Annotated in this window: 27 protein-coding genes; 14 read left to right on the forward strand and 13 right to left on the reverse strand. The window is 74.5% G+C overall.

Going from position 1 to position 25388, the window contains the following annotated elements; all coding sequences use genetic code 11:
• Positions 1–11 precede the first annotated feature (11 nt).
• On the reverse strand, positions 12–458 hold the full coding sequence (locus tag ACFZCD_RS00400; RefSeq protein ID WP_391826287.1) for an Lrp/AsnC family transcriptional regulator: 447 nt from the start codon (positions 456–458) through the stop codon (positions 12–14).
• A 94-nt stretch (positions 459–552) separates the two neighbouring features.
• Between ACFZCD_RS00400 and ACFZCD_RS00405 the strand changes: the two genes are divergently transcribed.
• The 3 genes from ACFZCD_RS00405 (at position 553) to ACFZCD_RS00415 (ending at position 1721) form a co-directional block, all read left to right on the forward strand.
• A complete protein-coding gene (locus tag ACFZCD_RS00405) occupies positions 553–1044 on the forward strand; it encodes a rhodanese-like domain-containing protein (protein ID WP_391826289.1) in 492 nt (163 codons plus the stop codon).
• A 75-nt stretch (positions 1045–1119) separates the two neighbouring features.
• Complete coding sequence (locus ACFZCD_RS00410; RefSeq protein WP_391826291.1) at positions 1120–1350, forward strand: hypothetical protein; 231 nt, start codon at positions 1120–1122, stop codon at positions 1348–1350.
• The gene (locus ACFZCD_RS00415; protein ID WP_030364379.1) at positions 1350–1721 is read left to right on the forward strand and encodes a hypothetical protein; all 372 of its coding nucleotides are present in this window, start codon (positions 1350–1352) and stop codon (positions 1719–1721) included. Before ACFZCD_RS00410 ends, ACFZCD_RS00415 begins: the two co-directional genes overlap by 1 nt.
• Positions 1722–1765: 44 nt before the next feature.
• Here ACFZCD_RS00415 and ACFZCD_RS00420 read toward each other — a convergent pair whose 3' ends face one another.
• The 4 genes from ACFZCD_RS00420 to ACFZCD_RS00435 form a co-directional block, all read right to left on the reverse strand.
• Complete coding sequence (locus tag ACFZCD_RS00420; RefSeq protein ID WP_391826293.1) at positions 1766–3451, reverse strand: DUF885 domain-containing protein; 1686 nt, start codon at positions 3449–3451, stop codon at positions 1766–1768.
• 75 nt (positions 3452–3526) lie between these two features.
• Entirely contained in the window at positions 3527–4900 is a 1374-nt protein-coding gene (locus ACFZCD_RS00425) for a GNAT family N-acetyltransferase (RefSeq protein ID WP_391826295.1), read from the reverse strand.
• 334 nt (positions 4901–5234) lie between these two features.
• Positions 5235–6683 carry a dihydrolipoyl dehydrogenase family protein gene (locus ACFZCD_RS00430; RefSeq protein ID WP_391826297.1) on the reverse strand — a complete coding sequence of 483 codons (1449 nt, stop codon included), beginning with the start codon at positions 6681–6683 and terminating at the stop codon, positions 5235–5237.
• Between the two features lie 63 nt (positions 6684–6746).
• Entirely contained in the window at positions 6747–8318 is a 1572-nt protein-coding gene (locus ACFZCD_RS00435) for an alkaline phosphatase D family protein (RefSeq protein WP_391826299.1), read from the reverse strand.
• A 194-nt stretch (positions 8319–8512) separates the two neighbouring features.
• Between ACFZCD_RS00435 and ACFZCD_RS00440 the strand changes: the two genes are divergently transcribed.
• The 5 genes from ACFZCD_RS00440 (at position 8513) to mug (ending at position 12075) form a co-directional block, all read left to right on the forward strand.
• The gene (locus ACFZCD_RS00440) at positions 8513–9178 is read left to right on the forward strand and encodes an HNH endonuclease family protein (RefSeq protein WP_391827896.1); all 666 of its coding nucleotides are present in this window, start codon (positions 8513–8515) and stop codon (positions 9176–9178) included.
• Positions 9179–9266: 88 nt separating this feature from the next.
• Positions 9267–9485, forward strand: coding sequence for a hypothetical protein (locus ACFZCD_RS00445; protein ID WP_391827898.1), 219 nt, complete (start codon positions 9267–9269; stop codon positions 9483–9485).
• 78 nt (positions 9486–9563) lie between these two features.
• On the forward strand, positions 9564–10034 hold the full coding sequence (locus ACFZCD_RS00450; protein ID WP_391826301.1) for a hypothetical protein: 471 nt from the start codon (positions 9564–9566) through the stop codon (positions 10032–10034).
• Positions 10035–10099: 65 nt separating this feature from the next.
• Complete coding sequence (gene purB, locus ACFZCD_RS00455) at positions 10100–11533, forward strand: adenylosuccinate lyase (RefSeq protein ID WP_391826303.1); 1434 nt, start codon at positions 10100–10102, stop codon at positions 11531–11533.
• A complete protein-coding gene (gene mug / locus ACFZCD_RS00460; RefSeq protein ID WP_391827900.1) occupies positions 11530–12075 on the forward strand; it encodes a G/U mismatch-specific DNA glycosylase in 546 nt (181 codons plus the stop codon). The genes purB and mug overlap by 4 nt, the downstream gene beginning before the upstream one ends.
• Before the next feature lie 124 nt (positions 12076–12199).
• Here the strand turns inward: mug and ACFZCD_RS00465 are convergent, their stop codons facing one another.
• Positions 12200–12946: an ABC transporter permease gene (locus tag ACFZCD_RS00465; protein ID WP_391826305.1), complete on the reverse strand. Its 747-nt coding sequence runs from the start codon at positions 12944–12946 to the stop codon at positions 12200–12202.
• Positions 12947–12951: 5 nt separating this feature from the next.
• On the reverse strand, positions 12952–13680 hold the full coding sequence (locus tag ACFZCD_RS00470; protein WP_391826307.1) for an ABC transporter ATP-binding protein: 729 nt from the start codon (positions 13678–13680) through the stop codon (positions 12952–12954).
• A gap of 107 nt (positions 13681–13787) precedes the next feature.
• Between ACFZCD_RS00470 and ACFZCD_RS00475 the strand changes: the two genes are divergently transcribed.
• The 3 genes from ACFZCD_RS00475 (at position 13788) to ACFZCD_RS00485 (ending at position 16952) form a co-directional block, all read left to right on the forward strand.
• Positions 13788–15026, forward strand: coding sequence for a sensor histidine kinase (locus tag ACFZCD_RS00475; protein ID WP_391826309.1), 1239 nt, complete (start codon positions 13788–13790; stop codon positions 15024–15026).
• Positions 15027–15035: 9 nt separating this feature from the next.
• On the forward strand, positions 15036–15686 hold the full coding sequence (locus tag ACFZCD_RS00480) for a response regulator (protein ID WP_391826311.1): 651 nt from the start codon (positions 15036–15038) through the stop codon (positions 15684–15686).
• An 84-nt stretch (positions 15687–15770) separates the two neighbouring features.
• Positions 15771–16952, forward strand: coding sequence for an ROK family protein (locus ACFZCD_RS00485; protein WP_391827902.1), 1182 nt, complete (start codon positions 15771–15773; stop codon positions 16950–16952).
• Between the two features lie 77 nt (positions 16953–17029).
• Here the strand turns inward: ACFZCD_RS00485 and ACFZCD_RS00490 are convergent, their stop codons facing one another.
• On the reverse strand, positions 17030–17773 hold the full coding sequence (locus tag ACFZCD_RS00490; RefSeq protein ID WP_391826313.1) for a GntR family transcriptional regulator: 744 nt from the start codon (positions 17771–17773) through the stop codon (positions 17030–17032).
• Between the two features lie 162 nt (positions 17774–17935).
• Between ACFZCD_RS00490 and ACFZCD_RS00495 the strand changes: the two genes are divergently transcribed.
• Positions 17936–18682, forward strand: coding sequence for an SDR family oxidoreductase (locus ACFZCD_RS00495; protein ID WP_391826315.1), 747 nt, complete (start codon positions 17936–17938; stop codon positions 18680–18682).
• Between the two features lie 14 nt (positions 18683–18696).
• Here the strand turns inward: ACFZCD_RS00495 and sigJ are convergent, their stop codons facing one another.
• Positions 18697–19629 (reverse strand): RNA polymerase sigma factor SigJ, encoded by a 933-nt coding sequence (gene sigJ / locus ACFZCD_RS00500; protein ID WP_391826317.1) that lies wholly within the window; start codon positions 19627–19629, stop codon positions 18697–18699.
• 163 nt (positions 19630–19792) lie between these two features.
• On the opposite strand from sigJ, the gene ACFZCD_RS00505 reads away from it, so the two are divergent.
• Complete coding sequence (locus ACFZCD_RS00505) at positions 19793–20623, forward strand: alpha/beta fold hydrolase (RefSeq protein ID WP_391826319.1); 831 nt, start codon at positions 19793–19795, stop codon at positions 20621–20623.
• A gap of 4 nt (positions 20624–20627) precedes the next feature.
• Here the strand turns inward: ACFZCD_RS00505 and ACFZCD_RS00510 are convergent, their stop codons facing one another.
• A complete protein-coding gene (locus ACFZCD_RS00510; RefSeq protein ID WP_391826321.1) occupies positions 20628–21047 on the reverse strand; it encodes a VOC family protein in 420 nt (139 codons plus the stop codon).
• Between the two features lie 123 nt (positions 21048–21170).
• Between ACFZCD_RS00510 and ACFZCD_RS00515 the strand changes: the two genes are divergently transcribed.
• Positions 21171–22001, forward strand: coding sequence for a hypothetical protein (locus ACFZCD_RS00515; RefSeq protein WP_391826322.1), 831 nt, complete (start codon positions 21171–21173; stop codon positions 21999–22001).
• Between the two features lie 39 nt (positions 22002–22040).
• Here ACFZCD_RS00515 and ACFZCD_RS00520 read toward each other — a convergent pair whose 3' ends face one another.
• From ACFZCD_RS00520 to ACFZCD_RS00530, 3 genes are all read right to left on the reverse strand, one after another.
• Positions 22041–22880 carry an SGNH/GDSL hydrolase family protein gene (locus ACFZCD_RS00520; RefSeq protein WP_391826324.1) on the reverse strand — a complete coding sequence of 280 codons (840 nt, stop codon included), beginning with the start codon at positions 22878–22880 and terminating at the stop codon, positions 22041–22043.
• 69 nt (positions 22881–22949) lie between these two features.
• Positions 22950–23966 (reverse strand): hemolysin family protein, encoded by a 1017-nt coding sequence (locus ACFZCD_RS00525; RefSeq protein ID WP_391826326.1) that lies wholly within the window; start codon positions 23964–23966, stop codon positions 22950–22952.
• Entirely contained in the window at positions 23963–25312 is a 1350-nt protein-coding gene (locus ACFZCD_RS00530) for a hemolysin family protein (RefSeq protein ID WP_391826328.1), read from the reverse strand. Before ACFZCD_RS00530 ends, ACFZCD_RS00525 begins: the two co-directional genes overlap by 4 nt.
• Positions 25313–25388: the final 76 nt, after the last annotated feature.

Raw genomic sequence — 25388 nt, forward strand, 5'->3', positions numbered from 1 at the left:
GATCAGCGGTCTCAGCGGGCGATCGCGCGCCGGGGGAGCGGGGAGGAGTAGACGACGCTCGTGGTCACCGACCCCAGCGCGCCGATCCGGCCCGAGACCTCCTCCAGGTGCCGCATCGACCGGGCCGCGACCTTGATCATGAAGCAGTCGTCGCCGGTGACGTGGTGCGCCTCCAGGATCTCCGGCGTGCTCTCCAGCAGGTCGTGGAAAGGCTTGTAGTTCCCGTTGGGGTACCGCAGCCGGATGAACGCGAGGACGTGCATGCCCAGCTTCCCGGGGTCGACGACGGCCGTGTAGCCGTCGATCACGCCCGCCTCCTCCAGTCGGCGCACCCGCTCGGTGACGGCGCTGGAGGACATGTTCACGATCCGCGCCAGCTCGGCGTAGCCGGCGCGTCCGTTGTGCTGGAGGGCGTCGAGGATGCGCCAGTCGGTGGCATCAGGGGAATAGCCGGTCATGGGCGATGTCTAACAGTGAAATCACCGGTAACTCAAGAGTTTTGCCGAGGATTGACGGTTCTGTCCGGTGGTCTCGGACCGTAGATTCACTGCCATGACCACCACTGCTCCCGCCGCCGGAACCACCGCGAGCCGCGTCATGGCCGTCCCGCCCGCGCTCCCGGCCGATGCCGCCGCCTACTTCGCCGCCCGCCTGGCCTTCCACACCGACGTCGCCGACGTGCACGCGGCCCTCGCCGCCGGCGCCGGGGACTTCGTCCTCCTGGACTCGCGCTCCACCGAGGCCTGGGAGCAGGGCCACGTCCCCGGCGCCGTCCACCTGCCCACGGCGCAGATCCCGCAACTGGCCCGGCAGTTCCTCGACCCCGCCGTCCCCGTCGTCGTCCACTGCTGGGGCCCCGGCTGCGACGGCGCCACCCGCGCGGCCCTGGCCCTCGCCCGGCTCGGCTACCGCGTCAAGGAGATGCTGGGCGGCATCGAGTACTGGATCCGCGAGGGCTACGCCGTGGAGACCGCTGGCGGCACCCGGCAGCTCCCGCCGGACCCGCTGACCGCCCCGCTCGCCGCGGACGACTGCGGCTGCTGAGCGGCCGCGGCGCCCCGCCCGCGAAGTCCGTCCCGGGCGCTGCCGCGCGCGGTACTCGGCCGGTACCGTGGTGCCATGCCGGCACTCAACATCGAATTCACGGAAGAGGAGCTCGCGGCCATCCGCGAGGCCGCTGCCGCGGACGGCAAGAGCATCAAGGCCTACGTGCACGACCTGTCGGTGCGCGAGCAGCAGCGCCGCCGCTTCGTGGAGCGCGCCGCCCAGTTCTGGAACGAGCACATGGCGGAGTTCGACGCCGCCTTCCCCGAGGAGGCTCCGCCGTCCACGGGTGGTGCCGCCGCCTGATGCCGCTGCTCATCGACCTGCCCTGGCTCCTCGGAGTCCAGGAACAGAAGCTGTACGAAGAGCCTGCCGTCCACGACTACACCGCCCTCGCCGCCGCCGTCTCCCGGCACGCCTTCGACGTGGCGAAGTTCGACCACGAGCCCGACGCGGCCTGGCGCGCGGCCGCCCTGATGCACACCCTCGTCCGGCTGCAGCCGCTGCCGGTCCGCAGCAGCCTCTACGCCTGCATGGTCGTCGTCGCCTACATGGCCGCGGCGGGCGAGGGCATCGACCCGCCGTACGGGTCGATAGTCGACCTCGCGCGCGACATCAAGGAGTACCGCGTCGACGTCTACGAGTGCGCCGACCGCATCCGCACCTGGCGGATCTGATGGACGGGGCGGGCCCGCGGAGTTCGCGGGCCCGCCCCTCGCCGTCACAGCACGGACAGCTCGGCCACCAGGTCGTCCAGGCCCAGCGAGCCCTGCGACAGCGCCGCCATGTGCCAGGCCTTCGCGTCGAAGGCGTCGCCGTGCGCGGCGCGGGCCGCCTCGCGGCCGGCCAGCCAGGCCCGCTCGCCCAGCTTGTAGCCGATCGCCTGGGCGGGCATGCCGAGGTAGCGGACGACCTCGCTCTCCACGTAGTCCGACGGGCGCCCGCTGTGCAGGTCGCAGAACTCCTGCACCAGCTCCGGCGTCCAGCGCTCACCGGGGTGGAAGGGGGAGTCCGCGGGGATCTCCAGCTCCAGGTGCATGCCGATGTCCACGATCACCCGGAGGGAGCGCCACATCTGCGCGTCGAGGTAGCCCAGCCGCCGCTCGGCGTCCGTGAGGAAGCCCAGCTCGTCCATGAGCCGCTCCGCGTACAGCGCCCAGCCCTCGCAGTTGGCGCTGACGCCGCCCAGGGTGACCTGGTAGCGCGAGAGCTGCTCCGCCACGTGCATCCACTGCGCCAGCTGGAGGTGGTGGCCCGGCACGCCCTCGTGGTACCAGGTGGACACCAGGTCGTAGACGGGGAAGCGGGTCTGGCCCATGGTCGGCAGCCAGGTGCGGCCCGGCCGGGAGAAGTCCTCGGACGGCTCGGTGTAGTACGCGGCCGCCGCGCCGCCGGGCGGCGCGATGCGGGACTCGACCTTCTTGACCCGCTCGGCCAGCTCGAAGTGGGTGCCGTCCAGCGCCTCGACGGCCTCGTCCATCAGCTGCTGCAGCCAGACGCGCACCTCCTCGACGCCCTCGATGTGCGTGCCGTGCTCGTCGAGGTGGGCCAGCGCCTCCCACGGCGTCCTCGCGCCGGGCAGCACCTTCTCCGCCTCGGTGCGCATCTCGCCGAGGATGCGGTGGAACTCCGACCAGCCGTACGCGTACGCCTCGTTGAGGTCGAGGTCCGTGCCGTTCCAGTAGCGCGACCAGAGGGCGTAGCGCTCGCGGCCGACGACCTCCGGCGCCCCCTCGACGCCCGGCGCGTAGACGTCGCGCAGCCAGTCGCGCAGCGCGACCAGGCTGCCCGTCGCGGCGGCGGCCGCGGCGTCCAGCTCGGCGCGCAGCTCCTGCGGGCCCGCCGCGGTGAAGTCGCCGAACCAGCCGTTGCCGGTGCCGATCCACTCGCCCAGCTGGGTGAGGTTGGTGGCCACCTGGCGCGGCCCGGCCGGCAGCTTGCGCTCCAGGCCCTCCGCGAGCGAGGCCCGGTAGCCCTCCAGGGCCGCGGGCACGGCCCGCAGCCGCTCGGCGATCGCCGCCCAGTCCTCCGCGGTGTCCGCCGGCATCAGGGTGAACACCTCGCGCACCGAGTGCAGCGGCGAATGGATGTTGCTGACGGCGCGCAGGTGCTCGTCGGCCTCGTGCACCGCGAGCTGCGCGGTCAGGCGCTCGCGCAGCAGCCGCGCGCAGCGCCGCTCGATGCCGGAGTCCGCGCCGGGCCGCCGCTCGGCCTCGGCGAGGCGGTCGAGCGTGGTGCGCGCGAGGGCGGCGACGGCCTCCTGGCCCGCGGGGGAGAAGTCCGGCAGCCGGGTCGCGGACGCCGCAACTCCCAGGTAGGTGCCGGTGATCGGGTCGAGTTCGATGTACGCGTCGACGTAGGCGTCGGCGATCTGGCGGGGAAGCGGGGTGCTCGTGTCGTTCGGCATGCGGACATCCTGGTACGGAGGGGTGCGCCGCGTCACCGGATATTCCCGGCCCGGTGGCCGGAGCCGGCCGGATTGTCAGGGTGTGGGCGGGAGGGCCGGGACGCGGGCCGGGTCGAGCCGGACGGTGATGACGAGCGTGCCCTCCTCGAGCTGGTAGTCCAGCGGCAGGCCCAGGGCGCGCATGGCGGCGACCATGCCGGTGTTGGAGGAGCGCGTGACGGCGTAGACGCTGCGGCAGCCGTCGGCCACGGCCAGGTCCACCAGGCGGCCGAGGAGTTCGCCGCCGACGCCGCGGCGCTGCCAGTCGTCCTCGACGAGGAGGGCGACCTCCGTCTCGTCGCCGTCCCACAGCAGGTGGCCCAGGGCGACCAGGCGGCCCGTGGCGGTGCAGGCGGCCAGCGTACGGCCGAAGCGGGGGCTCAGCAGGTGGCGCAGGTACCGGTCGGCGTCGCCGCCCGGCCCGTGGTAGCGCTGGGCGAGCGTGGCGGCGGAGCAGCGCTCGTGCATGGCGCGCGCCGCGGCGAGGTCGCCGGAGCCGGCGCGCCGGACGGTGATCTCGTTGCCCTCGGGCAGGGTCAGGACGTCGGTGCTCGGCGGGACGCGGGGGCCCAGCCGGGCGTCGAGCTCGACCAGCGCGCGGGCCCGGGCGAACTCGGTGGGCGTGAAGGGCAGGTACGGCCGCTCGATGGTGATCGAGCCGCCGGCGGGGTCGCGCAGCCGCATCACGGTCCCCTCCCACACCCCTTCCACCGGCACCGGCTCGGCGGGGGCGCCGCCGCGCGGCGAGCGGGCGGGCACGGAGCGGATCGTGCAGCGGCCGAAGAGCCGGCGCAGCGCGAGCGGGAGTTCGGCGGCGTCGAGCGCCGTGCGGGTGGCGAGGTTGAGGACCCGGGTCGGGGCGTCCACGAGGTCGTGGGCGTCGGCCCGCTCCAGCCAGGTGTCACTGCCGCCGCCCGCGGTCGCGGCGTCGGCCAGGTCCTTGGCGGCCAGGGCGGCGGGGGCGCGCAGCAGCAGCTCGTCGACGACGCCGTCGCCCAGGGGGTGCGTCTGCAGGGAGAGGATGTCGGCCTCGTGGCGGGCCAGGGCCGTGCACAGCGCGGCCAGGCTGCCGGGCTCGTCGCGCACCGTCGTGCGCATCCGCCACAGGGTGGTGCCGGTGGTGCCGGTGGTGCCGGGGGTGCCGGGCTCGGCGGGATCAGGAGCGGGGGGAGCGGGTGCCGGCGGGGGAGCGTGGCTGCTGTGCCGCCGGGCCCACCAGGTGTGGAAGGCCGTGGTGGCCAGCAGGGCGCCGGCCGAGGAGACGAGCAGCACGGGGCCGTCGGGTCCGTGGGCGACGGTGTTGGCCATGGCGTCGGCGGCGGCGACCGCGGTGAACAGGGCGGCCAGCTCGACCAGGTCCCGCCGCCAGTGATGGGCGCGGTGGGGTTTTGCGGTGGTCTCGTCCGTCATGGGTTCCACCCTGACGCAGGGGTGTTGCGTGATCACAAACAGCTTGTGACCGATGGGTTAAGCGGGTTCTTTTTACCAACTGCCCCGAATCGGGGAGAAGCGCCCGGCGCAAGGCCGGGCACCGCGGGCACGAGGCCCGGCGGAGTGCGCGAGCCCGCGACCGGCGGCACGCCCCGGGCCTGTCCGGTGGATCGTGCGGCCCCGTAAGGGGCGCGGGGAACTGCGCGATCAGCCGCTGACGTCCCGCAGCCGGCGCGCGGCAGGGGAGTCCGGGCGGAGCGCAGCACGCCCTCTGCGGGAGCGTCGTGGCTTGTCGCGCAGTTCCCCGCGCCCCTTACAGGGCGCCGTGGCGGCCGCGTGACGAAGATCCGCCGGACAGGCCCTGGGCGTCCGGCGAGGACTCCCGTGCGCGGAGGTCGGCGAGGGCGTCCTCCACGCCCCGGTGGAACGTCGGGTACGCGAAGATCATGTGCCGCAGCGACTCCACGGGGACCTCCGCCTGGACGGCCACGGCCAGCCCGTACATCACCTCGCCGCCCGCCGGCCCGGCCGCCGTCGCCCCCACGAGCACCCCGCGGTCCGCGTCCTCGACCAGCTTGACCAGGCCCTCGTTGCCGGCCTTGTGGATCCAGCCGCGCGCCGAGGACGGCACGCGCGAGAGGCCCGTCCGCACCCGCATCCCCTTCTCGCGGGCCTGATGCTCGGTCAGGCCCACCGCGCCGACCTCCGGGTCGGTGAACGTCACCCGCGGCAGCGCCCGGTAGTCGGCCTTGGGGCCGGGCTCGCCGAGGACGGAGCGGACGGCGATCTCCGCCTCGTACATCGCCACGTGCGTGAAGGCGCCGTGGCCCGTCACGTCGCCCACGCCCCACAGCCCCGGCGCCGCCTGCATCCGGCCGTCGACCGCGAGGGACCGCGCGCCGGGATCGAGACCGACGGTCTCCAGGCCCAGGCCGGTCAGGTCCACCCGGCGGCCGGTGGCCACCAGCAGCTGATCTCCCGTCAGGTCCGTGCCGTCCTCCAGCGTCAGCACGAACGCGTCGCCCTCGTGCCGCACGGCGGCCGCGCGGGCGCCCGTGCGCAGGACCAGCCCCTCGCGGCCGAGGACCTCGGCCAGCAGGGCGCCCGCCTCCGGCTCCTCGCCGGGGACCAGCCGGTCCGCCGCCTCCACGATCGTCACGCGCGTGCCGAAGCGGGCGTAGACCTGGGCGACCTCCAGACCGATCGCGCCGCCGCCGAGCACGAGCAGCGAGCGCGGCGCCTCCTTCGCCGAGACCGCGTCCCGGTTCGTCCAGTACGGCACGTCCGCCAGGCCCGGCACCGGCGGGATCTGCGGGCGCGAACCGGTGGCGAGCACCACGCCCAGCCGGGCCTCGAACTCCTGCCCGCCGCCCTCGCCGCCCTCGACCGCCACGCAGCGCGGGCCGGTCAGCCTGCCGCGCCCGCGCACCAGGCGGCCGCCCTTGCCGGTGAAGCGGTCGGCGGCCACCCGGTCGTTCCAGTCGTCCGTCGCCTCGTCGCGGATCCGGGCCGCCACCGGCGCCCAGTCGGGCACGACCTGCCGCACGGTGCCCGCCATGCCGGGGACCCGCCGCGCCTCGGCCAGCAGGTTCCCCGCGCGGATCATCATCTTGCTCGGCACGCACCCCCAGTACGGGCACTCGCCGCCGACCAGCTCCGCCTCGACGCCCACCACGCTCAGCCCGGCCTCGGCGAGCCGGCCCGCGACGTGCTCACCACCCGGACCCATGCCGATGACGACGGCGTCCACCTGCTCGGCCATGGCAAGCCACCTTCCGCTCGGGTCGGCCGGACAGCCCCACCTTCCCACCGGCCGCGGGCGGCGTCATTGTCCGACGCGCCCCGGCTGGAGCACCTTGGTGAACAGCACCGCGCCGTCCTCGTCCCGCAGCCGCACGGTCAGCTCCCCGCTGTCGCCCGCGATGGCCACCTCGCCGAAGAACTGACTGCCCCGCCCGGGCGGGACGTTGGCCGTGGCGGGCGCCTTGAGGAAGACCCGGCGCGGGCCGAAGGTGCCGTCCAGCTCGTTCGCGGGGAAGCCGCCCGCGTTGAGCGGGCCGGAGACGAATTCCCAGAACGGCGCGAAGTCCTTGAACGCCGCCCGCTCCGGCTCGTAGTGCTGCGCGGAGGTGTAGTGCACGTCCGCCGTCAGCCAGACCGTGCCGGTGATGCGCCGGTGCTTGACGTGCCGCAGCAGCTCGGCGATCTGCAGCTCGCGGCCGAGCGGCGCCCCCGGGTCGCCCTGCGCCACCGCCTCGAAGTCCGCCGGGCCGTCGGTGACCACGAGCCCCAGCGGCATGTCGGAGGCGATCACCTTCCACACCGCGCGCGAGCGCGCCAGCTCCCGCTTGAGCCACTCCAGCTGCCGGGCGCCCAGGATGCCCCGGGCGTCGGCGGGCTGCCGGCCGGGCGAGTTCGCGTTCCGGTACGTGCGCATGTCCAGGACGAACACGTCCAGCAGGGGGCCGTGGCGCAGGACGCGGTAGACGCGGCCGTCGCCGTCCTCGCGCTGCGTGGCCAGGGGGAAGTACTCGGAGAAGGCCCGCCGGGCGCGCGCGGCGAGCACGTCGATCCGCTTCTCCGCGTAGCGCGCGTCGTCCAGGATCTGGCCCGGGTACCAGTTGTTGTGCACCTCGTGGTCGTCCCACTGCACCACCGTGGGCACCTCGGCGTTGAAGCGGCGCAGGTTGGCGTCGAGGAGGTTGTAGCGGAACGCGCCGCGGAACTCCGCGAGGGTCTCGGCGACCTTCGCCTTCTCCTCCGTGGTGACGTTCCGCCAGGTGCTGCCGTCCGGCAGCGTCACGGACGGCGCGATCGGGTTGTCGGCGTAGATGTTGTCGCCGCTGCAGAGGAAGAAGTCCGGTTCCAGCCGGCGCATGTGCGCGTAGATGGGGTAGCCGCCGCGGTCGGGGTTGATGCCCCAGCCCTGCCCGGCCAGGTCGCCGGACCACAGGAAGCGCACGTCCGAGCGGCGGGCCGGCGCCGTGCGGAAGGTGCCGTGGACCGGGCGGCCGGTGCGGCGCGGGTCGTCCGGGTCGGCCAGCAGCACGCGGTAGTGGATCCGCTCGCCGGGCGGCAGCCCGTGCAGCGCCGTGCGCCCGGTGAAGTCCGTGTCCGGCCCGACGAGAGGGCCCTGGATGCGGCGCACGGTGCGGAACGACTCCGTGGCCGAGGTCTCCACGATCATCCGGGCACGGCGGTCGGCGCGCACCCACACCAGCCCGGAGGAGGCCGTCACGTCACCGGCCTGCACCCCCCACCGGGCCTCCGGCCGCCCCGCCAGAGCCAGGGCGGGCGCCGCCCCCGCGAGCGGCGGCACCGCGGCCACCGCGGCGCCGGCCGCCGCCCCGCGCAGCACCGTCCGTCTGCCGACCGCTCGTCCGGGCCCCTGCGCCATGGAATCTCCTCCTGTGCCGACGGCTCCGCCGTCCTCGGTGATCGCTCCGGTCCTCACCGGCGTTCCTACCGCCACGAGGTGCCGGGCGGCGGAACGCGCCGTGAACAACGGCGTCAACGAGCCACCCCGGCTCGTCGTCGTCCGAGGGATATGTCCTGTATTGAGGATTGGTTGCCGGTATCTGTTGGTCCGTGATCCCACGAATCCGGTGGCGCCGCGCCGCCACTGCCGCAGCCCTGTGCCTGTCCGCCGTCCTCGTCCCCGCCGGCGTTCCGGCCTCGGCCGCGCCGCCCCCCGTGCAGCAGGACCTGCCGGAGCCTCCGCCGGCGTCCGCCGTCAAGGAGGAGCTGAGCGGGCTGACCGTCGAGCCGCCGCACTCGATGGCCGGATACAGCCGCGCGAAGTTCCCCCACTGGATCAAGCAGATGGGCACCTGCGACACCCGCGAGATGGTCCTCTCCCGCGACGGCCAGGACGTGAAGACCGACGACCAGTGCCGTTCGGTCTCCGGCCGCTGGCACAGCGCCTACGACGGCAAGGACTTCACGGCCGCGGGCCAGCTCGACATCGACCACATGGTGCCCCTCGCCAACGCCTGGCGGTCCGGGGCCGACAGCTGGTCCACGGACCAGCGCAAGCGGTTCGCCAACGACCTGGCCGGCCCCCAGCTGATCGCCGTCTCCGCCGCCTCCAACCGCGCCAAGGGCGACCAGAGCCCGGACCAGTGGCGGCCGCCGCTGGGCTCCTACTGGTGCACATACTCCCGCGCCTGGACCCACGTCAAGCACGTGTACAAGCTGAGCGTGACCCAGAGCGAGCAGGACACCCTTGCTGCCATGCTGGACACATGCGACCGATGAGCAAGCAGAGCACGGGCGGGCGCCGGTGACCGGCGGACGGCCCGGCGGGCCCCTCGTAGACCAGGTGACCGCCGGGCCGGGCGGCGCGATGACCGACGACGTCGGCGTTATCACCGGCGACCTCACAGTCGCCACGGCCGCCCTGCCGGACGGCAGGGCACGGATCGACGTCCAGTACACCGGCGCCGAGGAGTGGTACACGCTCACCGGCAGCCCGGCGGCCGTCCCCGAGGACGGTCTGGCGGCGCTCCACGAGCGGGTGCTCGCGCGCATCCGCGAGGGAGGCGCGGCGGAAGTCCCCCGCTGATCCCTCGCGCATCCCCACTATGATCACCGTCGGCCGGAAGTGATCTTGCTTCCGTGCCGGACCGGGCTAGGGGGAATCATGCGCAAGGCGGTCACCTGGACGGCGCTGGCCGTGACGGCGGCCACGCTGACGGCGGGCTGCGGGAGCCTGCCCGGGAAGGCCGGGAGCGGCGCCGCGGCCGCGGCGCCCCGGCAGGCCTCCGCCCGGGACGCCGCGGCGGACGCCGCGCCGCGCGTGCACCGCGTGACCTTCGAGCTGCGGGGCACGGGCACCTCCCAGGTCACCTACGTGGCCTGGGACCACAACGCCACCGAGCAGGTCTCCCTGCCGTGGACGAAGACCGTCGACGTCGCCTTCCGCGGCACGGAACCCAAACAGGGCGTCCTGCTGGCCCTGGTCCCCGGCTCCGTCTACGGGACCGGACCCGATCACGACGACAAGTTCGCGACCCCGCCCTGCGCGATCAAGGTCGACGGGAAGCAGGTCGCGGCCAGTGCGGGCGGGAAGTCCGCCAAGGGCTGTGAGTACACCCTGAAGACGGCGCCGTAGCTCGTAGCAAGCTACGAACGAGCCCCGTGCCGGAGTCTGCAGCAACCGACAGTAGACTCGGCAGCGTGTCTGTGAAGCCCCGCATCCCCAATGTCCTGGCCGGCCGCTACGCCTCCGCCGAGCTGGCCGTCCTGTGGTCCCCCGAGTACAAGGTGACGCTGGAGCGGCGGCTGTGGCTCGCCGTCCTGCGCGCGCAGAAGGACCTGGGGATCGAGGTGCCGGACGCCGCCCTCGCCGACTACGAGCGGGTGCTCGACCAGGTCGACCTCGCCTCGATCGCCGAGCGCGAGAAGGTCACCCGGCACGACGTCAAGGCCCGCATCGAGGAGTTCAACGCCCTCGCCGGCCACGAGCACATCCACAAGGGCATGACGTCCCGCGATCTCACGGAGAACGTCGAGCAGCTGCAGATCCGGCTGTCCCTGGAGCTCGTCCGGGACCGGACCGTCGCCGTCCTCGCCCGCCTGGGCAAGCTCGCCGCGGAGAACGCCGAGCTGGTCATGGCCGGCCGCTCGCACAACGTCGCCGCCCAGGCCACCACCCTCGGCAAGCGCTTCGCCACCGGCGCCGACGAGCTCCTCGTCGCCTTCGCCCGCCTGGAGGAGCTGCTCGGCCGCTATCCGCTGCGCGGCATCAAGGGCCCCGTCGGCACCGCCCAGGACATGCTGGACCTGCTCGGCGGCGACGCCGCGAAGCTGGACGAGCTGGAGCGGCGCATCGCCCACCACCTCGGCTTCGCCCAGGCCTTCACCTCCGTCGGCCAGGTCTACCCGCGCTCGCTCGACTACGAGGTCGTGACCTCCCTGGTGCAGCTGGCCGCCGCGCCGTCCTCGCTCGCCAAGACGATCCGGCTCATGGCCGGGCACGAGCTGGTCACCGAGGGCTTCAAGCCCGGCCAGGTCGGCTCCTCCGCCATGCCGCACAAGATGAACACCCGCTCCTGCGAGCGCGTCAACGGCCTCATGGTCATCCTGCGCGGCTACGCCTCCATGACGGGCGAGCTCGCGGGCGACCAGTGGAACGAGGGCGACGTCTCCTGCTCCGTGGTGCGCCGCGTGGCCCTGCCGGACGCGTTCTTCGCGCTCGACGGCCTCATGGAGACCTTCCTGACCGTGCTCGACGAGTTCGGCGCCTTCCCGGCCGTCGTCGCCCGCGAGCTCGACCGCTACCTCCCCTTCCTCGCCACCACCAAGGTGCTGATGGCGGCCGTGCGCGCCGGGGTCGGCCGCGAGGTCGCCCACGAGGCGATCAAGGAGCACGCCGTGGCCTCCGCGCTCGCCATGCGCGAGCAGGGCGCCGAGCGCAACGAGCTCCTCGACAAGCTCGCCGCCGACGAGCGCATCCCGCTGGACCGGGCCGGCCTCGACGCCCTGATGGCCGACAAGCTGTCCTTCACCGGCGCCGCCGCCGACCAGGCCGCCCTCGTGGTCTCCCGCATCGAGGAGATCGCCAAGCGCCACCCGGAGGCCGCCGCCTACGCGCCGGGGGCGATCCTCTGACACCGGCCGAGCTGGAGGCCGCCCGCGACCGCCTCGTCCCCGACGTGGTCGCGGACGGCCTCCGCGTCCTCTTCTGCGGCATCAACCCCGGCCTGATGTCGGCGGCCACCGGCCACCACTTCGCCCGCCCGGGCAACCGCTTCTGGCCCGTCCTGCACGCCTCCGGCTTCACACCGCGTCAGCTGCGCCCCGCCGAGCAGGAGGAACTGCTCGGCTACGGGCTCGGCATCACCAACGTCGTCGCCCGGGCCTCGGCGCGCGCGGACGAGCTGAGCACCACCGAGTACGTCGAGGGCGGCCGCATCCTGACCGCGAAGGTGGAGCTGCTCAAGCCGCGCTGGCTCGCGGTCGTCGGGGTGACCGCCTACCGCGTCGCCTTCGGCGACAAGCACGCGAAGATCGGCCCGCAGGAGCGGACGGTGGGCTCCACCCGCGTCTGGGTCCTGCCCAACCCCAGCGGCCTCAACGCGCACTGGCCGCTGCCGAAGATGGCCGAGGAGTTCGCGCGGCTGAGGGCGGCGGCCGACGGCGAGCCGGCCTGATCGCAGTCCGGCGTTGTCCGGCACCGCCGGACTGCACCGCCGTGGCCGGGGTCCGCTGCGGCGGGGAAGACCGAGCGGCCGTCGCCGCCCCCGCCGCGGATACCGGCCACCTCCCCGGAGGGGGTCACGCATCGCGGCGGCGCAGCGACCACCAGCCCGCCGCGGCGGCGAGCGCCGCCCACAAGGCCATCACGCCCATCCCCGACCAGGCCCCGAGCGGGCCCTCGGGGACCGGGTGCAGGATCTGCTGGCCCGCCCGGTCCGGGAGGAAGGCCACCACCTTCCCGATGCCCGAGACCCCCGCGAAGACCGGCGAGATCAGGAACACCACGGGCGTGAGCACCGACAGCGCGCCGACCTGGCTGCGCAGCACCGCGGCCACGCCCGCCGAGAACACGGTGAGCAGCGTGAGGTAGAGACCGCAGCCGATCGCCGACCGGAGCGCGCCGGGCGCCCCCAGCCCCACCCCGTACTCGCCGAGGAGGGCCTGCGCGCCGAGGAAGCAGCCGAAGCCGGTCGCCAGGCCCACCGGCAGCGCGAGGGCGGCCAGCACGGCCAGCTTGCCGGACCAGAACAGCCCCCGGCGCGGCACGGCGGCGAGCGAGAGGCGGATCTGGCCGCCCGCCCCGTACTCCGTGCCCACCACCAGCACGCCGAAGCACACGGCGGCGATATGGCCGAAGTTGAGGCCGAAGTAGGAGCCGTAGACCGGCTCGAAGTCCGCGCTGCCGGCCTCGGCCCTGCCGACCATGGCGTGCACCAGCACGGTGACGCCGACGGTCGCGACGAACACGGCGGACAGGGTGACGAGCAGCGGGCGCACGGAGCGGATCTTGATCCATTCGGAGCGCAGCACGGGCACGAGGGTCATGGCGGTCAGGCCTCCCGGGTGGTGTATTCGGCGGAGCCGGAGGTCAGGCGGAAGTAGGCGTCCTCCAGGGACGCGTCGTCGCCGACGAAGTCGTCCAGGGGCGCGTCGGCGAGCAGCCGCCCCCGGCCCAGCACCACGAGGTGGTCGGCGGTCTTCGCCATCTCGCCCATGAGGTGACTGGAGATCAGGACCGTCCTGCCCTCCCCGGCCAGCCGCCGCGTCAGCTGCCGCAACCGGAGGATGCCCTCCGGGTCCAGGCCGTTGGCGGGCTCGTCGAGCAGCAGCACGGGCGGGTCCCCCAGCAGCGCCGCGGCCAGCCCCAGGCGCTGCCGCATGCCCAGGGAGAAGGTCCGTACGCGGCGCCGCGCCGCGGAGGCCAGCCCCGTCTCCTCCAGCACGTCCTCCACCCGGCGGGCGGCGATGCGGTTGCTGCGGGCGAGGGTGAGCAGGTGGTCGCGGGCGGTCCGGGAGGGGTGGGCGGCCGCGGCGTCCAGCAGCGCGCCGACGTGCCGCAGCGGCTCGGCGAACGAGGCGTACGCCCTGCCGCCGACCAGGGCCGACCCGGAGGTGGGCCGGTCGAGGCCGAGGAGGATGCGCATCGTGGTGGACTTGCCGGCGCCGTTGGGGCCCAGGAAGCCGGTCACCCGGCCGGGCCGGATCGCCACGGTGAGCCCGTCCAGCGCGGTCACCGGGCCGTACCGCTTGGTGAGGTCGCGGATCTCGATCAAGGTCATGGCAACAGCCTCGCGCCCCGCCGGAACCGGCACTTCCCCCGTGCGTGGGGACCTCCTCCCCCGCGCGGGGGAGGCCGCCGCCCGCGCCCCGCTGCGAGGATGACGTCATGATCGTTCCGCTGCGCCCGGTGACCCGCGCGGTCACCTACACCCGCTGGCTGCACCTCGTCATGGCCGCCGTCGTCGCCACCGTGTTCGCGTTCGTGTCCCCCGGGCTCGGCAACGTGAACAGCCCCGCGGGCGCCTGGCTGCTGGTGGTGCCCCTCCCGTTCCTGGCGCTGGCGGCCATGGTCCCGGGGGTGCGGCTCGCGGAGGGCACCCAGGCGCAGCTGCTGCTCTTCCCCGCCCGGCGGGACGGCCGGGCCGGCGGGTCGCCGGGGCGGGCGGGCCGGGAACCGGACTTCGCGCCCGCCCGCTCGGCCTCCCCCGAGGACCGCCGGCGCACGGCGGTGTGGCTGATCGTGCGGTACGAAGCGGGTGTGGTGACCGCGTTCTTCTCGGTCCACGTACCGGCGCTGGCGGTGAACCTCATCGGCAGCGCGTGCGGGGGCGGCCCGGCGGACACGCCGCTGGGGCGGACCGGCCCGGGCCACTGGTCGTACGCCCTCCTGGCCCTGCTGCTGCTCGTGCTGCTCCTGGCCTTCGTCGTCCTCATGGGCGAGCTGCTGGCCCGCGCCGCGCGGGCGCTCCTCGGCCCCTCGGCGGCCGAGCGGCTGGCCGCCCTGGAGGAGCGGACGGAACGGCTGCTGGAACACAACCGGCTCGCCCGCGAACTGCACGACTCCGTCGGGCACGCGCTGACGGTCGCCGTCGTCCAGGCGGGCGCGGCGCGCGCCGCCGGCTCGCCCGCGTTCACCGAACAGGCCCTGACCGCCATCGAGGAGACGGGCCGGCACGCCCTCGAAGACCTGGAGCGCGTCCTGAAGGTCCTGCGCGAGGACGCGCCCGGACCCGCGGCGGGACGCCCGGACCTGACCCGCGTCGAACGGCTGCTCACCGCCGCCCGCGGCTCCGGCACCGAGGTCACCGCCGAGGTCAGCGGCGCCCTGGAGACCGTGCCGGGCCCCGTCTCGCGCGAGGGCTACCGCATCGCCCAGGAGGCGCTCACCAACGCCGTGCGGCACGCGGGCGCGGCCCCGGTCTCCCTGCGCATAGCGGTCCGCGCGGACGTCCTGGAGCTGGACATCCGCAACCCCCTGCCCGCGGGCGCCGGCAGCACGGTCAGCGGCGGCGGCAGCGGGCTGCGCGGCATCCGCGAGCGCGCCGCCCTCCTCGGCGGCCACGCCGAGACGGGCGTGCACGAGGGCGCCTGGCGGGTGCGGGCCCTGCTGCCGCTGAACGCCTAAGGTGTGCCGATGCCGATATCTGTTCTGCTCGTCGACGACGAGCCGCTCGTCCGCGCGGGCCTGCGCGCCATCCTCGAAGCCCAGCCCGACATCGAGGTCACGGGCGAGGCCGCGGACGGCGCGGCCGTCGTCCCGATGGTGCGTCAGCTGCGGCCGGACGTCGTCGCGATGGACGTCCGGATGCCGCTGCTCGACGGCATCGAGGCGACCCGGGCCGTGCTGCGCACGGTGGACGCGCCGCCGAAGATCGTGGTCGTCACCACCTTCGAGAACGACGAGTACGTCTACGACGCGCTGCGCGCCGGCGCCGACGGCTTCCTCCTCAAGCGCGCCGCGCCCGCCGAGATCGTCCAGGCGGTCCGCACGGTGGCCGCCGGCGACTCGCTGCTGTTCCCGGCCGCCCTGCGACGGCTCGCGGCCGGACGCGGCAACGAGCGGGCCCGCGCGGCCATGGAACGGGCCGCCCTGACCGCCCGTGAGGCCGAGGTGCTGCGCCACATGGCCCGCGGCCTGTCCAACGCGGAGATCGCCAAGACTCTGCTGCTCGGCTCGGAGACGGTGAAGACGCACGTCAGCGCCGTTCTGGCGAAACTCGGTGCGCGGGACCGCACCCAGGCGGTGATCGCCGCCTACGAGTCGGGGTTCGTGACGCCCGGGTGAGTGCCGAGGCTCGCCGCGGGCCATCGCACCCGATACGATCCGGCCAGTACGCAAAGGATGCGTAAATGCGAGGAGGCGGCGACGTTGGGGCGGCTCACCGGCGGGGACCCGTCGCTGCTGCGGCGGATCAACTCGGCCGTCGTGCTGCACGCGCTCCGCACGGCCGCCTCTCCGGCGTCACCGCTGGCCGCCGCGCCCACCCTCACGGACCTGGTCAAGGTCACCGGCCTGTCCCGGCCGACCGTGGAGGGCGTGGTCGAGGGCCTCATGGAGTCCGGCCTCGTGGTGGAGGCGCCCGCCGAGGAGGGCGAGGCCCGTCGCCAGGGCCGGCCGGCGCGCCGCTTCCGCTTCCGGGTCGAGGCGGGGCACCTGCTCGGCATCGAGATCGGGCCGCACCGCATCGCCGCCCTGATGGCCGATCTCAGCGGGCGCGTCATGGGCTCGGCGTCCATGGACGTCGCGGAGACGGCCCCGGCGGACGAGCGGCTGGACCGGGTGCGGGACGTGGTCGCCGACCTGCTGGCGCGCTCGGGCGTGCCGCGCGGCGGGCTGCGCGCCGTGGGCGTGGCCAGCCCCGGCATCGTGGAGGCCGACGGCACGGTGCGGCTGGGCACGGCGCTCCCGGGCTGGACGGGTCTGCCGCTGGGGGAGCGGCTGCGCCGCTCGTTCCGCTGCCCGGTCCTCGTGGAGAACGACGCGAACGCGGCCGCCGTGGCCGAGCACTGGAAGGGCGCGGCCACCGGGTCGGACGACGTCGTGTTCGTCCTGGCGGGCCTCAGCCCCGGCGCCGGCTCGCTGATCGGCGGGCGGTTGCACCGCGGCTTCGGGGGCGCGGCCGGCGAGATCGGAGCCCTGCACCTGCTGGGGCGCGAGGCGACCCCGGAAGAGGTGCTGTCCACGACGGGCGAGCCGCTGCACCCGCTGGACGAGGCGCAGGTGGCACGGGTCTTCGCGCTCGCGCGCGAGGGCGACGAGCGGGCCGCGGCGGCCGTGGAGCGCTTCATGCGCAGGCTGGTGCACGACGTGGCCGCGCTGGTGCTGGCCCTGGACCCGGAGCTGGTCGTCGTCGGGGGCTGGGCGGCGGGTGTCAGCGGCGTCCTGGAGCCGCTGCGGACGGAACTGGCCCGCTACTGCCTCCGCCCGCCGCAGGTGGTGCAGTCGGTGCTCGGCGAGGCGGCGGTGGCCACGGGGGCGCTGCGCCTGGCCCTCGACCACGTGGAGAAGCAGCTGTTCGCGGTGGAGAGCACGGTGACCGCGCGCCGGTAGGGCCGGGCCCGCCGTCGCCGGATGCCCGGCACACCCACGGGACCACTCACGGGGCCCCGGCTGGTGCCCCGGCCCCGTCAGCCGGCGGCCAGGAGCTGTACCCCCGTCTCACCGAAGGTGAGCCGGCACGTGTCCGCCCGGTACGTGGCCACCGCCACGGCCGCCGTGCCGCCGTCGGCCACGTAGCGCGTGGTGACGACGAGGACGGGCGCGCCGGGCAGCCGGTCCAGCTGCTTGGCGTCCTCGGCGCGGGCCGAGCCCAGCTCCACCGCGCGGTCCTGGCCCTCCAGGGTGAGGCGCTGCAGTTCGCGCAGGACCGTGCGGGCGCGGGCGGCGCCTGACGCGGTGTCGATCGCGGCGAGGCCCGGAACGGACTGCCCCGGCACGTAGAGCAGCTCGGCGGCGACGGGCTGGCCGTGCGTCCGTCGGATCCGGCGGACGGTGTGCACCGGACGGCCGGCGGGCGTGCCCAGCAGCCGGGCGACGGCCGCGGGCGGGGCCGCCTCCAGGCAGTCGACGGCCTGCCAGGAGTCCCCGGCGGCGCCGGGCCAGGCCTGTCCGGCGTCCCCGACGGCGACGCCGACGCGCGGCGGGGCGACGGTGGTGCCGACGCCGCGGCGGCGCTGCAGCCGTCCTTCGAGCTCCAGTTGTTCGAGCGCCTGCCGGAGCGTGGCCCGTGCGACGCCGAACCGGGCGGCGAGCTCCCGCTCGTTCGGCAGGATCTCACCCACCGCGAACTCGGAGTCGAGCGCCTCGCTGAGCACGGTCTTCAGATGCCAGTACTTCGGCTCCGGCACCGTTTCGAGCTGCGTGGTCCCCACCCTGATCCTCCGCAAAGCATTTTGCGCGCTTCTTTATTAAAGGTTGTTGCAGTATGGCGACCATAGGACGGTGCCCCGACTTGGTCAAGACCAATGCCCCGATTACCGTACGGGCGAAGGACGGCCGGAGACAGCGGGCGAAGAACGAGGGGGCGGGGCGTCATGGAACGGGTCACGGTGGTCACCGGAGGCGGCCGGGGGATCGGTGCGGCGGTCGCGGTGCGGCTGGCGCGCGCCGGCCACCACGTGGGCATCGGCTACGAACGCGCGCGCGAAGCGGCCGAGGCGACGGCGGAGGCGGTGCGCGCCGAGGGCGTCCGCTGCGTGACGTTCCGGGCGGACACCAGCGTGGAGGGCGACGTGGACGCGCTGTTCGGCACGGTGCGCGCGGAGCTGGGCCCGGTCACGGGCCTGGTGAACAACGCCGGCATCACGGGCCTGCTCGGCCGGCTCACCGAGACGCCGGTGGAGCGGATGCGCAGGGTCATCGACGTGAACGTCACGGGCGCTCTGATCTGCGCCCGCCGCGCGGCCCTGGAGATGTCGACCCGGCACGGCGGCCGGGGCGGCGCGATCGTGAACATCTCCTCGGGCGCGGCCACCCTCGGCAGCCCCGGCGAGTACGTGCACTACGCGGCGAGCAAGGCGGCCGTCGACGCGATGACCATGGGGCTGTCCAAGGAACTCGCGGAGGAGGGCATCCGCGTCAACTCCGTACAGCCCGGCCTGATCGTCACGGACATCCACGCGGCGATGGGCGACCCCGACCGGCCGCGGCGCAAGGCGGGCCAGGTGCCCATGGGCCGCGCCGGCGAGCCCGACGAGGTCGCCGGGGCGGTCGCGTGGCTGCTGTCGCCGGACGCCTCGTACACCACGGGCGCCGTCCTGCGGGTGGCCGGCGGCCTGTAGGCGGCCGGCGGCCGTTATGCCGCCTGTCCCGCCAGGCTTCGGAGCTTCTCGGGGTTGCGCACCAGGTAGACCGCCGAGATCCGGCCGTCCGCCACCTCCAGGGTGAGCGCGGTGTCCGGGCGGCCCCCGGACAGCAGGAGCAGGCCCGGACGGCCGTTGATCTCCATGAAGCGCGCCTCCGGCTCCGGCAGGGGCCGCTGTGCCACCCCGTGCAGGAAGCGCCCGACCTTGTCCGCGGTCTCGATGACGCGCAGCGGCGCCTTGGCCTTGCCGCCGCTGTCGCTGACGAGCCGCACGTCGGGCGCGAGCAGCTCCAGCAGGCTGCCGATGCTGCCGCCCGCGGCGGCGGCGAGGAACTTCTCGGTGAGGTCGCGCTGTTCCGCCGGGTCGACGGTGAAGCGCGGTCTGCGCTCGTCGACATGGCGGCGGGCGCGGGTCGCGAGCTGCCGCACGGCCGCCTCCGAGCGGTCGAGCGTGACGGCGATCTCGCCGAAGGGGAAGCCGAACGCCTCCCGCAGCACGAAGACCGCCCGTTCCAGCGGGGAGAGCGACTCCAGGACCACGAGCACGGCGAGCGACACCGAGTCCGCCAGCACCGCCCGCTCGGCGGTGTCCGGGACGGCCTGGCCGTAGTCGGTGGCGATCGGCTCGGGCAGCCAGGGGCCGACGTACGCCTCGCGCCGCGCCTGCACCTGGCGCAGCCGGTCGAGGGCCAGCCGGGTGGTGACCCGCACGAGATAGCCGCGGGGGTCGCGCACGTCCTCGCGGCCGGTGGCGCCGGACCAGCGCAGCCACGCCTCCTGGACGACGTCCTCGGCGTCGGCGACGCGGCCGAGCATGCGGTACGCCACGCCGGCCAGGACGGAGCGGTGTTCCTCGAAGACGTCGAGAGCGGTGTCACGTGCGGTCACCGGCCCATCCCAGCGGACCCTCCGGGAGTTGTCCATATGAACCCGCTCTCAGCCGCACCCGCGCCGGAGCCCTCACCGGGGCCGTATCGGAGCCGGACCCGACTCGTACGCGGCTCGTACAAGGTCTACCCTGCGGTAACCCTTACTGACATCCTGTCTCAATACCTCAGCGGTCACTCCAGGATGACGAGGAGCCACCATGGCCGACACGGTCGTCTTCCCCATCGACACCCCCGCCGGACGGCGGACGGCGGAGGTGTCCTACGAACGGCTGGGCGGCGGGGAGCCACTGGTGCTCCTGCACGGCATCGGCCACCACCTGCAGGCCTGGGACCCGGTCGCGGGCATCCTCGCCGCGGAGCGCGACGTCATCGCCGTCGACCTGCCCGGCTTCGGCAATTCCCCCGCCCTGCCGGACGGCGTGGCCTACGACCTGGAGGGCGTCGTCCCCGTCCTCGGAGCGCTGTTCGAGGCCCTGGGCCTGGACCGGCCGCACGTCGTGGGCAACTCCCTCGGCGGGCTGCTCGCCCTGCAGCTCGCGCACGAGAAGCTCGTGCGGTCCGCCACCGCGATCTCCCCGGCCGGCTTCTGGACCGAGGCCGAACGGCGCTACGCCTTCGGCATGCTGCGCGCCATGCGGCGCGGCGCCGAGACCCTGCCCCCGCGGGCCGTCGCCCGGCTCTCCCGCACGGCCGCCGGCCGCGCGGCGCTCGCCGGCACCATCTACGCCCGCCCCGGCCGCCGTTCGCCGGACGCCGTGATGGCGGAGACGCGGGCGCTGCGCGAGTGCACCGGCTTCGCGGCCACACTGGCCGCCGGGAACCGGGTCCTGTTCATGCACGAGCTGGCGGACGTGCCCGTCACCATCGCGTGGGGCACGCGCGACCGGCTGCTGCTGCACCGCCAGGGCGTCCGGGCCAAGAAGGTGATCCCCGGGGCGCGGCTCGTCCGGCTGCCCGGCTGCGGGCACGTGCCCATGAACGACGACCCGGCGCTCGTGGCGAGAGTCATCCTCGACGCCACGCGGTGAGGGCCTACGCGTTGGACCACTCGCGCGTGGACAGCACCAGGCGGTAGCCGTCCGGATCCTCGACCGTGACGCCCCACTTGTCCCAGTAGGGGTTGTGGGCCGCGACGCGCCGCCCGCCGTGCGCCTCCAGGCGGTCGACGAGCTCCTGCGGGACCTCCCCGGCGACGTAGACGACGAGGAGGTCCTCCACGGTGGGCACGGGCTCGACGAACCCGCCCGCCGAGACCACCAGTTCGAGGTGCCAGCCGGCGTCCGGCCAGCCCAGCATCAGCAGGGAGTGGTCCTCCCCGGGCGGGGCGTCCGGCGCGGCCTCGTGCCGGTGGAGGACCGAGAGGCCGAGCCCCCCGGCCCAGAACCGCTCCGCCGCCGCGAGGTCGCGGGACGGGCGGGCGATCCGCAGATGGGCCTTTCCGTCGACAGGCACGCCGTCTCTCCTTCGCTCCGAATCACCGGATGATCTCCGTCTGACCTGCAGGGATATGATCGACCGGACCGCCCCCGGGCCGTCAACGGGCGGGAGCGGCCCGTCACCCGCGTCAGGAGAGCCATGCCGTCCGCCGTCCAGCCCCGCGTCCTCTACGTCACCGACCTCGCCTACCCGGCGCGCGGACGCAGATACTGTGACGAGGACATCTTCCTCTCCTCCCGGCTGCGCGAGGACTTCGACGTCGCCCTGTGCCACCCGCTCGACGCCGCCGCGCTGATGGACGGCTTCGACGCCGTCGTGGTCCGCAACAGCGGGCCCGTGCTCCACTACCAGGCCGCGTACGACGACTTCGCGCGCCGCGCGGCCGAGGGCGGCGTGCGCGTCTACAACCAGCTCACGGGCAAGGCCGACATGGCCGGCAAGCAGTACCTGCTGGACCTCACCGCCGCCGGCTACCCCGTCATCCCGACGGCCGACCGCGCCGAGGACGCCGGCCGCCTGCCGGACGCCGAGGAGTACGTGGTCAAGCCCAGGCTCGGCGCGGACTCCATCGGCCTGCGCTTCGTCCCGCGGGAGGCGCTCGCGGACCTCTCCTACGACGGCGTCCTCGTCCAGCCGCGGATCCGCTTCCGCTACGAGGTGTCGTTCTACTTCGTCGACGACGCCTTCCAGTACGCCCTCCACGCGCCCGACCCCGCGCGCCGCTGGGAGCTCGTGCCGTACGAGCCCACCGCGGAGGACCTGGCCTTCGCGCAGCGCTTCGTCGACTGGAACGGCATCGAGCACGGCATCCAGCGCGTGGACGCCTGCCGCACCCCCGAGGGCGGCCTCCTGCTGGTCGAGCTGGAGGACCTCAACCCGTACCTGTCCCTGGACCTCGTGGCCCCGGAGACACGCGACGCCTTCGTCGGCGACTTCAAGGCCGCACTGCGACGGCTGCTGGACAGCTGAGCAGGGCGGTGGGGGCGGACCGGCCGGGCCCGCGCGGCGCTACGGCTCCGCCCGCACCCAGCCCGTCACGTCGCCGGTCCCGGCCCCGTCCGCGGGCGGCGTCACCCAGAACGCCCGGCCCAGGTCCGCGCTGAAGTGCGCCCCCGCCCGGCCGTCGCCGGACGAACGGCCCGTCAGGCGGCGCCCGATCCACGGCACGAGGTGCTCGCGCGTGAAGCGGACGTCCGAGGCGCGGCGCGCCGCCCAGCCGGCGCGGACTGCCGGGGGCAGCGCCGCGCGCCAGTCCTCCTCCGGCTCGTGGCCCAGCGCCTGCCACACCGCCTCGGCCACCCGCCGGTGCCCCTCGGCGTTCAGGTGCAGGCGGTCGTCCGCCCACAGCCGCGCGTCGCCCAGCACGTCGGCCGCGAAGAGGTCCACGACCACGGCCCCGTGCCGCTCCGCCAGCTCGTCGATGAAGGAGAACACCTGCTCCATGCGGGGGCGGAACCGCTCCAGGACCGGGCCGCGCCGGCCGGGGCTGCGCATCAGCACCAGCTGCTTGCAGCTCGGCGCGAGCCGGTCCGCGGCCTCCGCCAGCCGGGCGCACACCGCGTCCACGTCGCACTTGGGCCGCAGCACGTCGTTCAGACCGCCGACGAGCGTCACCAGGTCCGCGCCCAGCGCGGCGGCGGCCGCGGACTGCTCGTCCGCTATCTGGCCGATCAGCTTGCCGCGCACGGCGAGGTTCGCGTAGCGGAAACCGGGGGTGCGGGCCGCCAGCCGCGCGGCGAGCAGATCGGCCCAGCCCCGGTAGGAGCCGTCGGGCCGCCCGTCGGACATGCCCTCGGTGAAGGAGTCCCCGACCGCGGCAAAACTGGTGTACGTGGCATTCATCTGCATGGCGCGGGTGATCCTACTCCTCCGGCCCGCTCCTGCTCCTCCGGCCCGTTCCCGCTCCTCCGGCCGCTCCTACGCCGCGGGCCGCCCCACCAGCTCCCGCAGCAGGTCCTCCAGGGTGACCAGCCCGGCCAGCCGGCTGTCCTCGCCGATCACCGCGGCGAGGTGGGTGCCCGTGCCCCGCATGGTCGTGAGGACGTCGTCCAGCGGCGTCGCCGCCCGGACCGTCGCGATCCGGCGCATCCGCTGCAGCGGGAAGGGGAAGTCGCGCGGCCGGGCGTCCAGGGCGTCCTTCACGTGGAGGTAGCCCAGGATCCGGCCCGAGCCGTCCACCACCGGGAACCGGGAGAAGCCGGACTCGGCCGACAGCCGCTCCAGCCCCTCGGGGGTGATGCCGAGCGGCGCCGAGACCACCCGCTCGACGGGCGTCACCACGTCCTCGACGGGACGCTTGCCCAGCACCAGCGCGTCGCGCAGGCGCTCGGTGGCCCGCGAGTCGAGCAGGCCGGCCGCGCTGGAGTCGGCGACGATCCGCGCGAGCTGGTCGTCCGAGTACGTCGCCGCCACCTCGCTCTTCGGCTCCACCCGCAACAGCTTCAGCAGGCCGTTCGCGAAGGAGTTGATGGCGAAGACGAACGGGCGCAGCGCCCGCGCCAGGGTGACCAGCGGCGGCCCGAGCAGCAGGGCGCTGCGCACCGGCTCGGCCAGCGCGATGTTCTTCGGCACCATCTCGCCGAACAGCATGTGCAGGTACGTCGCCACGGCCAGCGCGATGACGAACGAGACGGGGTGGACCAGGCCGTGCGGCACCCGGAGCACGTCGAACACGGGCTCCAGCAGGTGGGCGATCGCGGGCTCGGCGACCACACCGAGGACCAGCGTGCACAGCGTGATGCCGAGCTGGGCCGCGGCCATCAGCGCCGAGATGTGCCGCAGGCCCCACAGGACGCTGCGGGCGCGCCGGTCGCCCCGGTCGGCGTACGGCTCGATCTGGCTGCGGCGCACCGAGATGAGGGCGAACTCCGCGCCGACGAAGAAGGCGTTGACGACGAGGGTTCCCAGACCGATGAGAAGCTGGACGAAGGTCATCGGCCGGCCTCCTCGTGGAGCCCGGTGCCGGAGCCGGCCGCCGCGGGCGGGCCGGTCAGGCGCACGCGGGCCGCGCGGTGGCCGGTCGCGTCGACGACGTCGACGCGCCAGCCCGCGACCTCCACGGTGTCGCCGCCGACGGGGATCCGGCCGAGCTCGGTGGCCACGAGACCGGCCAGCGTCTCGTAGGGGCCGTCCGGCGCGTGCATTCCGATGATCTCCAGCTGGTCGGTGCGGGCCGCGCCGTCCGCGTCGTACAGCGGCCGACCCTCGGGGTCCGTGCCGGCGGGCGCGAGGTCGGGCACCTCGTGGGGGTCGTGCTCGTCGCGGACCTCGCCGACGACTTCCTCCACGATGTCCTCCAGGGTGACGACGCCGGCGGTGCCGCCGTACTCGTCGATGACGACGGCCATCGTGCGCTTGCCCGACAGCCGGTCCAGGAGCCGGTCCACGGTCAGCGACTCCGGTACGAGCAGCGGCTCGCGCAGGATCGAGGTGACGGGGTGGCGGGGGCGCCGGTCGGCGGGTATGGCCAGCACGTCCTTGATGTGGGCGATGCCGACGACCGTGTCGAGGTTGTTGCGGTAGACGGGGAAGCGGGACAGGCCGGTCGCGCGGGTGGCGTTCGCGATGTCCTCCGCGGTGGCCTGGGCGTCGAGGGCGATGACCTGGACGCGGGGCGTCATCACGTTCTCCGCCGTCAGGTCGGCCAGGCTCAGGGTCCGCACGAACAGCTCGGCGGTGTCCGCCTCCAGGGTGCCCTCCTTGGCGGAGTGGCGGGCGAGCGCGGCCAGCTCCTGCGGGCCGCGCGCGGAGGCCAGCTCCTCGGCGGGCTCCAGGCCCATCCGGTGCAGGGTGCGGTTCGCGGTGTTGTTCAGGTGCCGGATGAGCGGGCCGAAGGCGGCGGAGAACGCGCGCTGCGGGCCCGCGACCCGCTTGGCGACCGGCAGCGGGCGGGAGATCGCCCAGTTCTTCGGCACGAGCTCGCCGACGACCATCAGCACGACCGTGGAGAGCACCGTGGCCAGCACCAGGGCCGTCGAGGAGGCCGCGCCGGCACGGAGGCCGGCGGCCTCCATCGGGCCCGTGAGCAGCGCCGCGATGGACGGCTTGGAGATCATGCCGATGATCAGGCCGGTGACGGTGATGCCGAGCTGGGCGCCGGAGAGCTGGAAGGTGAGGCTGCGCACGGCCTCGATCGCGCCCGCCGCGCCGCGCTCGCCGTTCTCGGCGGCGCGCTCCAGGTCGGCGCGCTCGACGGTGGTGAGCGAGAATTCCGCCGCGACGAAGACGGCGCAGGCCAGCGTCAGCAGCAACGCCACCACCAGCAGGACTGCCTCGGTCATCGGTTCACCTCCGTCCCATGATCGGACGAAGGGACGGGGACCGCGCGATGTCGGCCGCGGGGGCTACTGGGAGGCT

Source organism: Streptomyces sp. NPDC008001 (assembly GCF_042958085.1).
Lineage (GTDB): Bacteria > Actinomycetota > Actinomycetes > Streptomycetales > Streptomycetaceae > Streptomyces.

What these genes read in the sequence shown, in the direction of transcription:
- ACFZCD_RS00495 (WP_391826315.1), top strand. Translation starts at nt 17,936, where the DNA reads ATGGAACGGGTCACGGTGGTCACCGGAGGCGGCCGGGGGATCGGTGCG.
- ACFZCD_RS00520 (WP_391826324.1), bottom strand. Translation starts at nt 22,880, where the DNA reads ATGCAGATGAATGCCACGTACACCAGTTTTGCCGCGGTCGGGGACTCC.
- ACFZCD_RS00525 (WP_391826326.1), bottom strand. Translation starts at nt 23,966, where the DNA reads ATGACCTTCGTCCAGCTTCTCATCGGTCTGGGAACCCTCGTCGTCAAC.
- ACFZCD_RS00530 (WP_391826328.1), bottom strand. Translation starts at nt 25,312, where the DNA reads ATGACCGAGGCAGTCCTGCTGGTGGTGGCGTTGCTGCTGACGCTGGCC.
- ACFZCD_RS00415 (WP_030364379.1), top strand. Translation starts at nt 1,350, where the DNA reads ATGCCGCTGCTCATCGACCTGCCCTGGCTCCTCGGAGTCCAGGAACAG.
- ACFZCD_RS00425 (WP_391826295.1), bottom strand. Translation starts at nt 4,900, where the DNA reads ATGACGGACGAGACCACCGCAAAACCCCACCGCGCCCATCACTGGCGG.
- ACFZCD_RS00450 (WP_391826301.1), top strand. Translation starts at nt 9,564, where the DNA reads ATGCGCAAGGCGGTCACCTGGACGGCGCTGGCCGTGACGGCGGCCACG.
- ACFZCD_RS00400 (WP_391826287.1), bottom strand. Translation starts at nt 458, where the DNA reads ATGACCGGCTATTCCCCTGATGCCACCGACTGGCGCATCCTCGACGCC.
- sigJ (WP_391826317.1), bottom strand. Translation starts at nt 19,629, where the DNA reads ATGGACAACTCCCGGAGGGTCCGCTGGGATGGGCCGGTGACCGCACGT.
- ACFZCD_RS00515 (WP_391826322.1), top strand. Translation starts at nt 21,171, where the DNA reads ATGCCGTCCGCCGTCCAGCCCCGCGTCCTCTACGTCACCGACCTCGCC.
- ACFZCD_RS00505 (WP_391826319.1), top strand. Translation starts at nt 19,793, where the DNA reads ATGGCCGACACGGTCGTCTTCCCCATCGACACCCCCGCCGGACGGCGG.
- ACFZCD_RS00405 (WP_391826289.1), top strand. Translation starts at nt 553, where the DNA reads ATGACCACCACTGCTCCCGCCGCCGGAACCACCGCGAGCCGCGTCATG.
- ACFZCD_RS00435 (WP_391826299.1), bottom strand. Translation starts at nt 8,318, where the DNA reads ATGGCGCAGGGGCCCGGACGAGCGGTCGGCAGACGGACGGTGCTGCGC.
- ACFZCD_RS00465 (WP_391826305.1), bottom strand. Translation starts at nt 12,946, where the DNA reads ATGACCCTCGTGCCCGTGCTGCGCTCCGAATGGATCAAGATCCGCTCC.
- ACFZCD_RS00445 (WP_391827898.1), top strand. Translation starts at nt 9,267, where the DNA reads ATGACCGACGACGTCGGCGTTATCACCGGCGACCTCACAGTCGCCACG.
- ACFZCD_RS00470 (WP_391826307.1), bottom strand. Translation starts at nt 13,680, where the DNA reads ATGACCTTGATCGAGATCCGCGACCTCACCAAGCGGTACGGCCCGGTG.
- ACFZCD_RS00430 (WP_391826297.1), bottom strand. Translation starts at nt 6,683, where the DNA reads ATGGCCGAGCAGGTGGACGCCGTCGTCATCGGCATGGGTCCGGGTGGT.
- ACFZCD_RS00480 (WP_391826311.1), top strand. Translation starts at nt 15,036, where the DNA reads ATGCCGATATCTGTTCTGCTCGTCGACGACGAGCCGCTCGTCCGCGCG.
- ACFZCD_RS00420 (WP_391826293.1), bottom strand. Translation starts at nt 3,451, where the DNA reads ATGCCGAACGACACGAGCACCCCGCTTCCCCGCCAGATCGCCGACGCC.
- ACFZCD_RS00410 (WP_391826291.1), top strand. Translation starts at nt 1,120, where the DNA reads ATGCCGGCACTCAACATCGAATTCACGGAAGAGGAGCTCGCGGCCATC.
- ACFZCD_RS00475 (WP_391826309.1), top strand. Translation starts at nt 13,788, where the DNA reads ATGATCGTTCCGCTGCGCCCGGTGACCCGCGCGGTCACCTACACCCGC.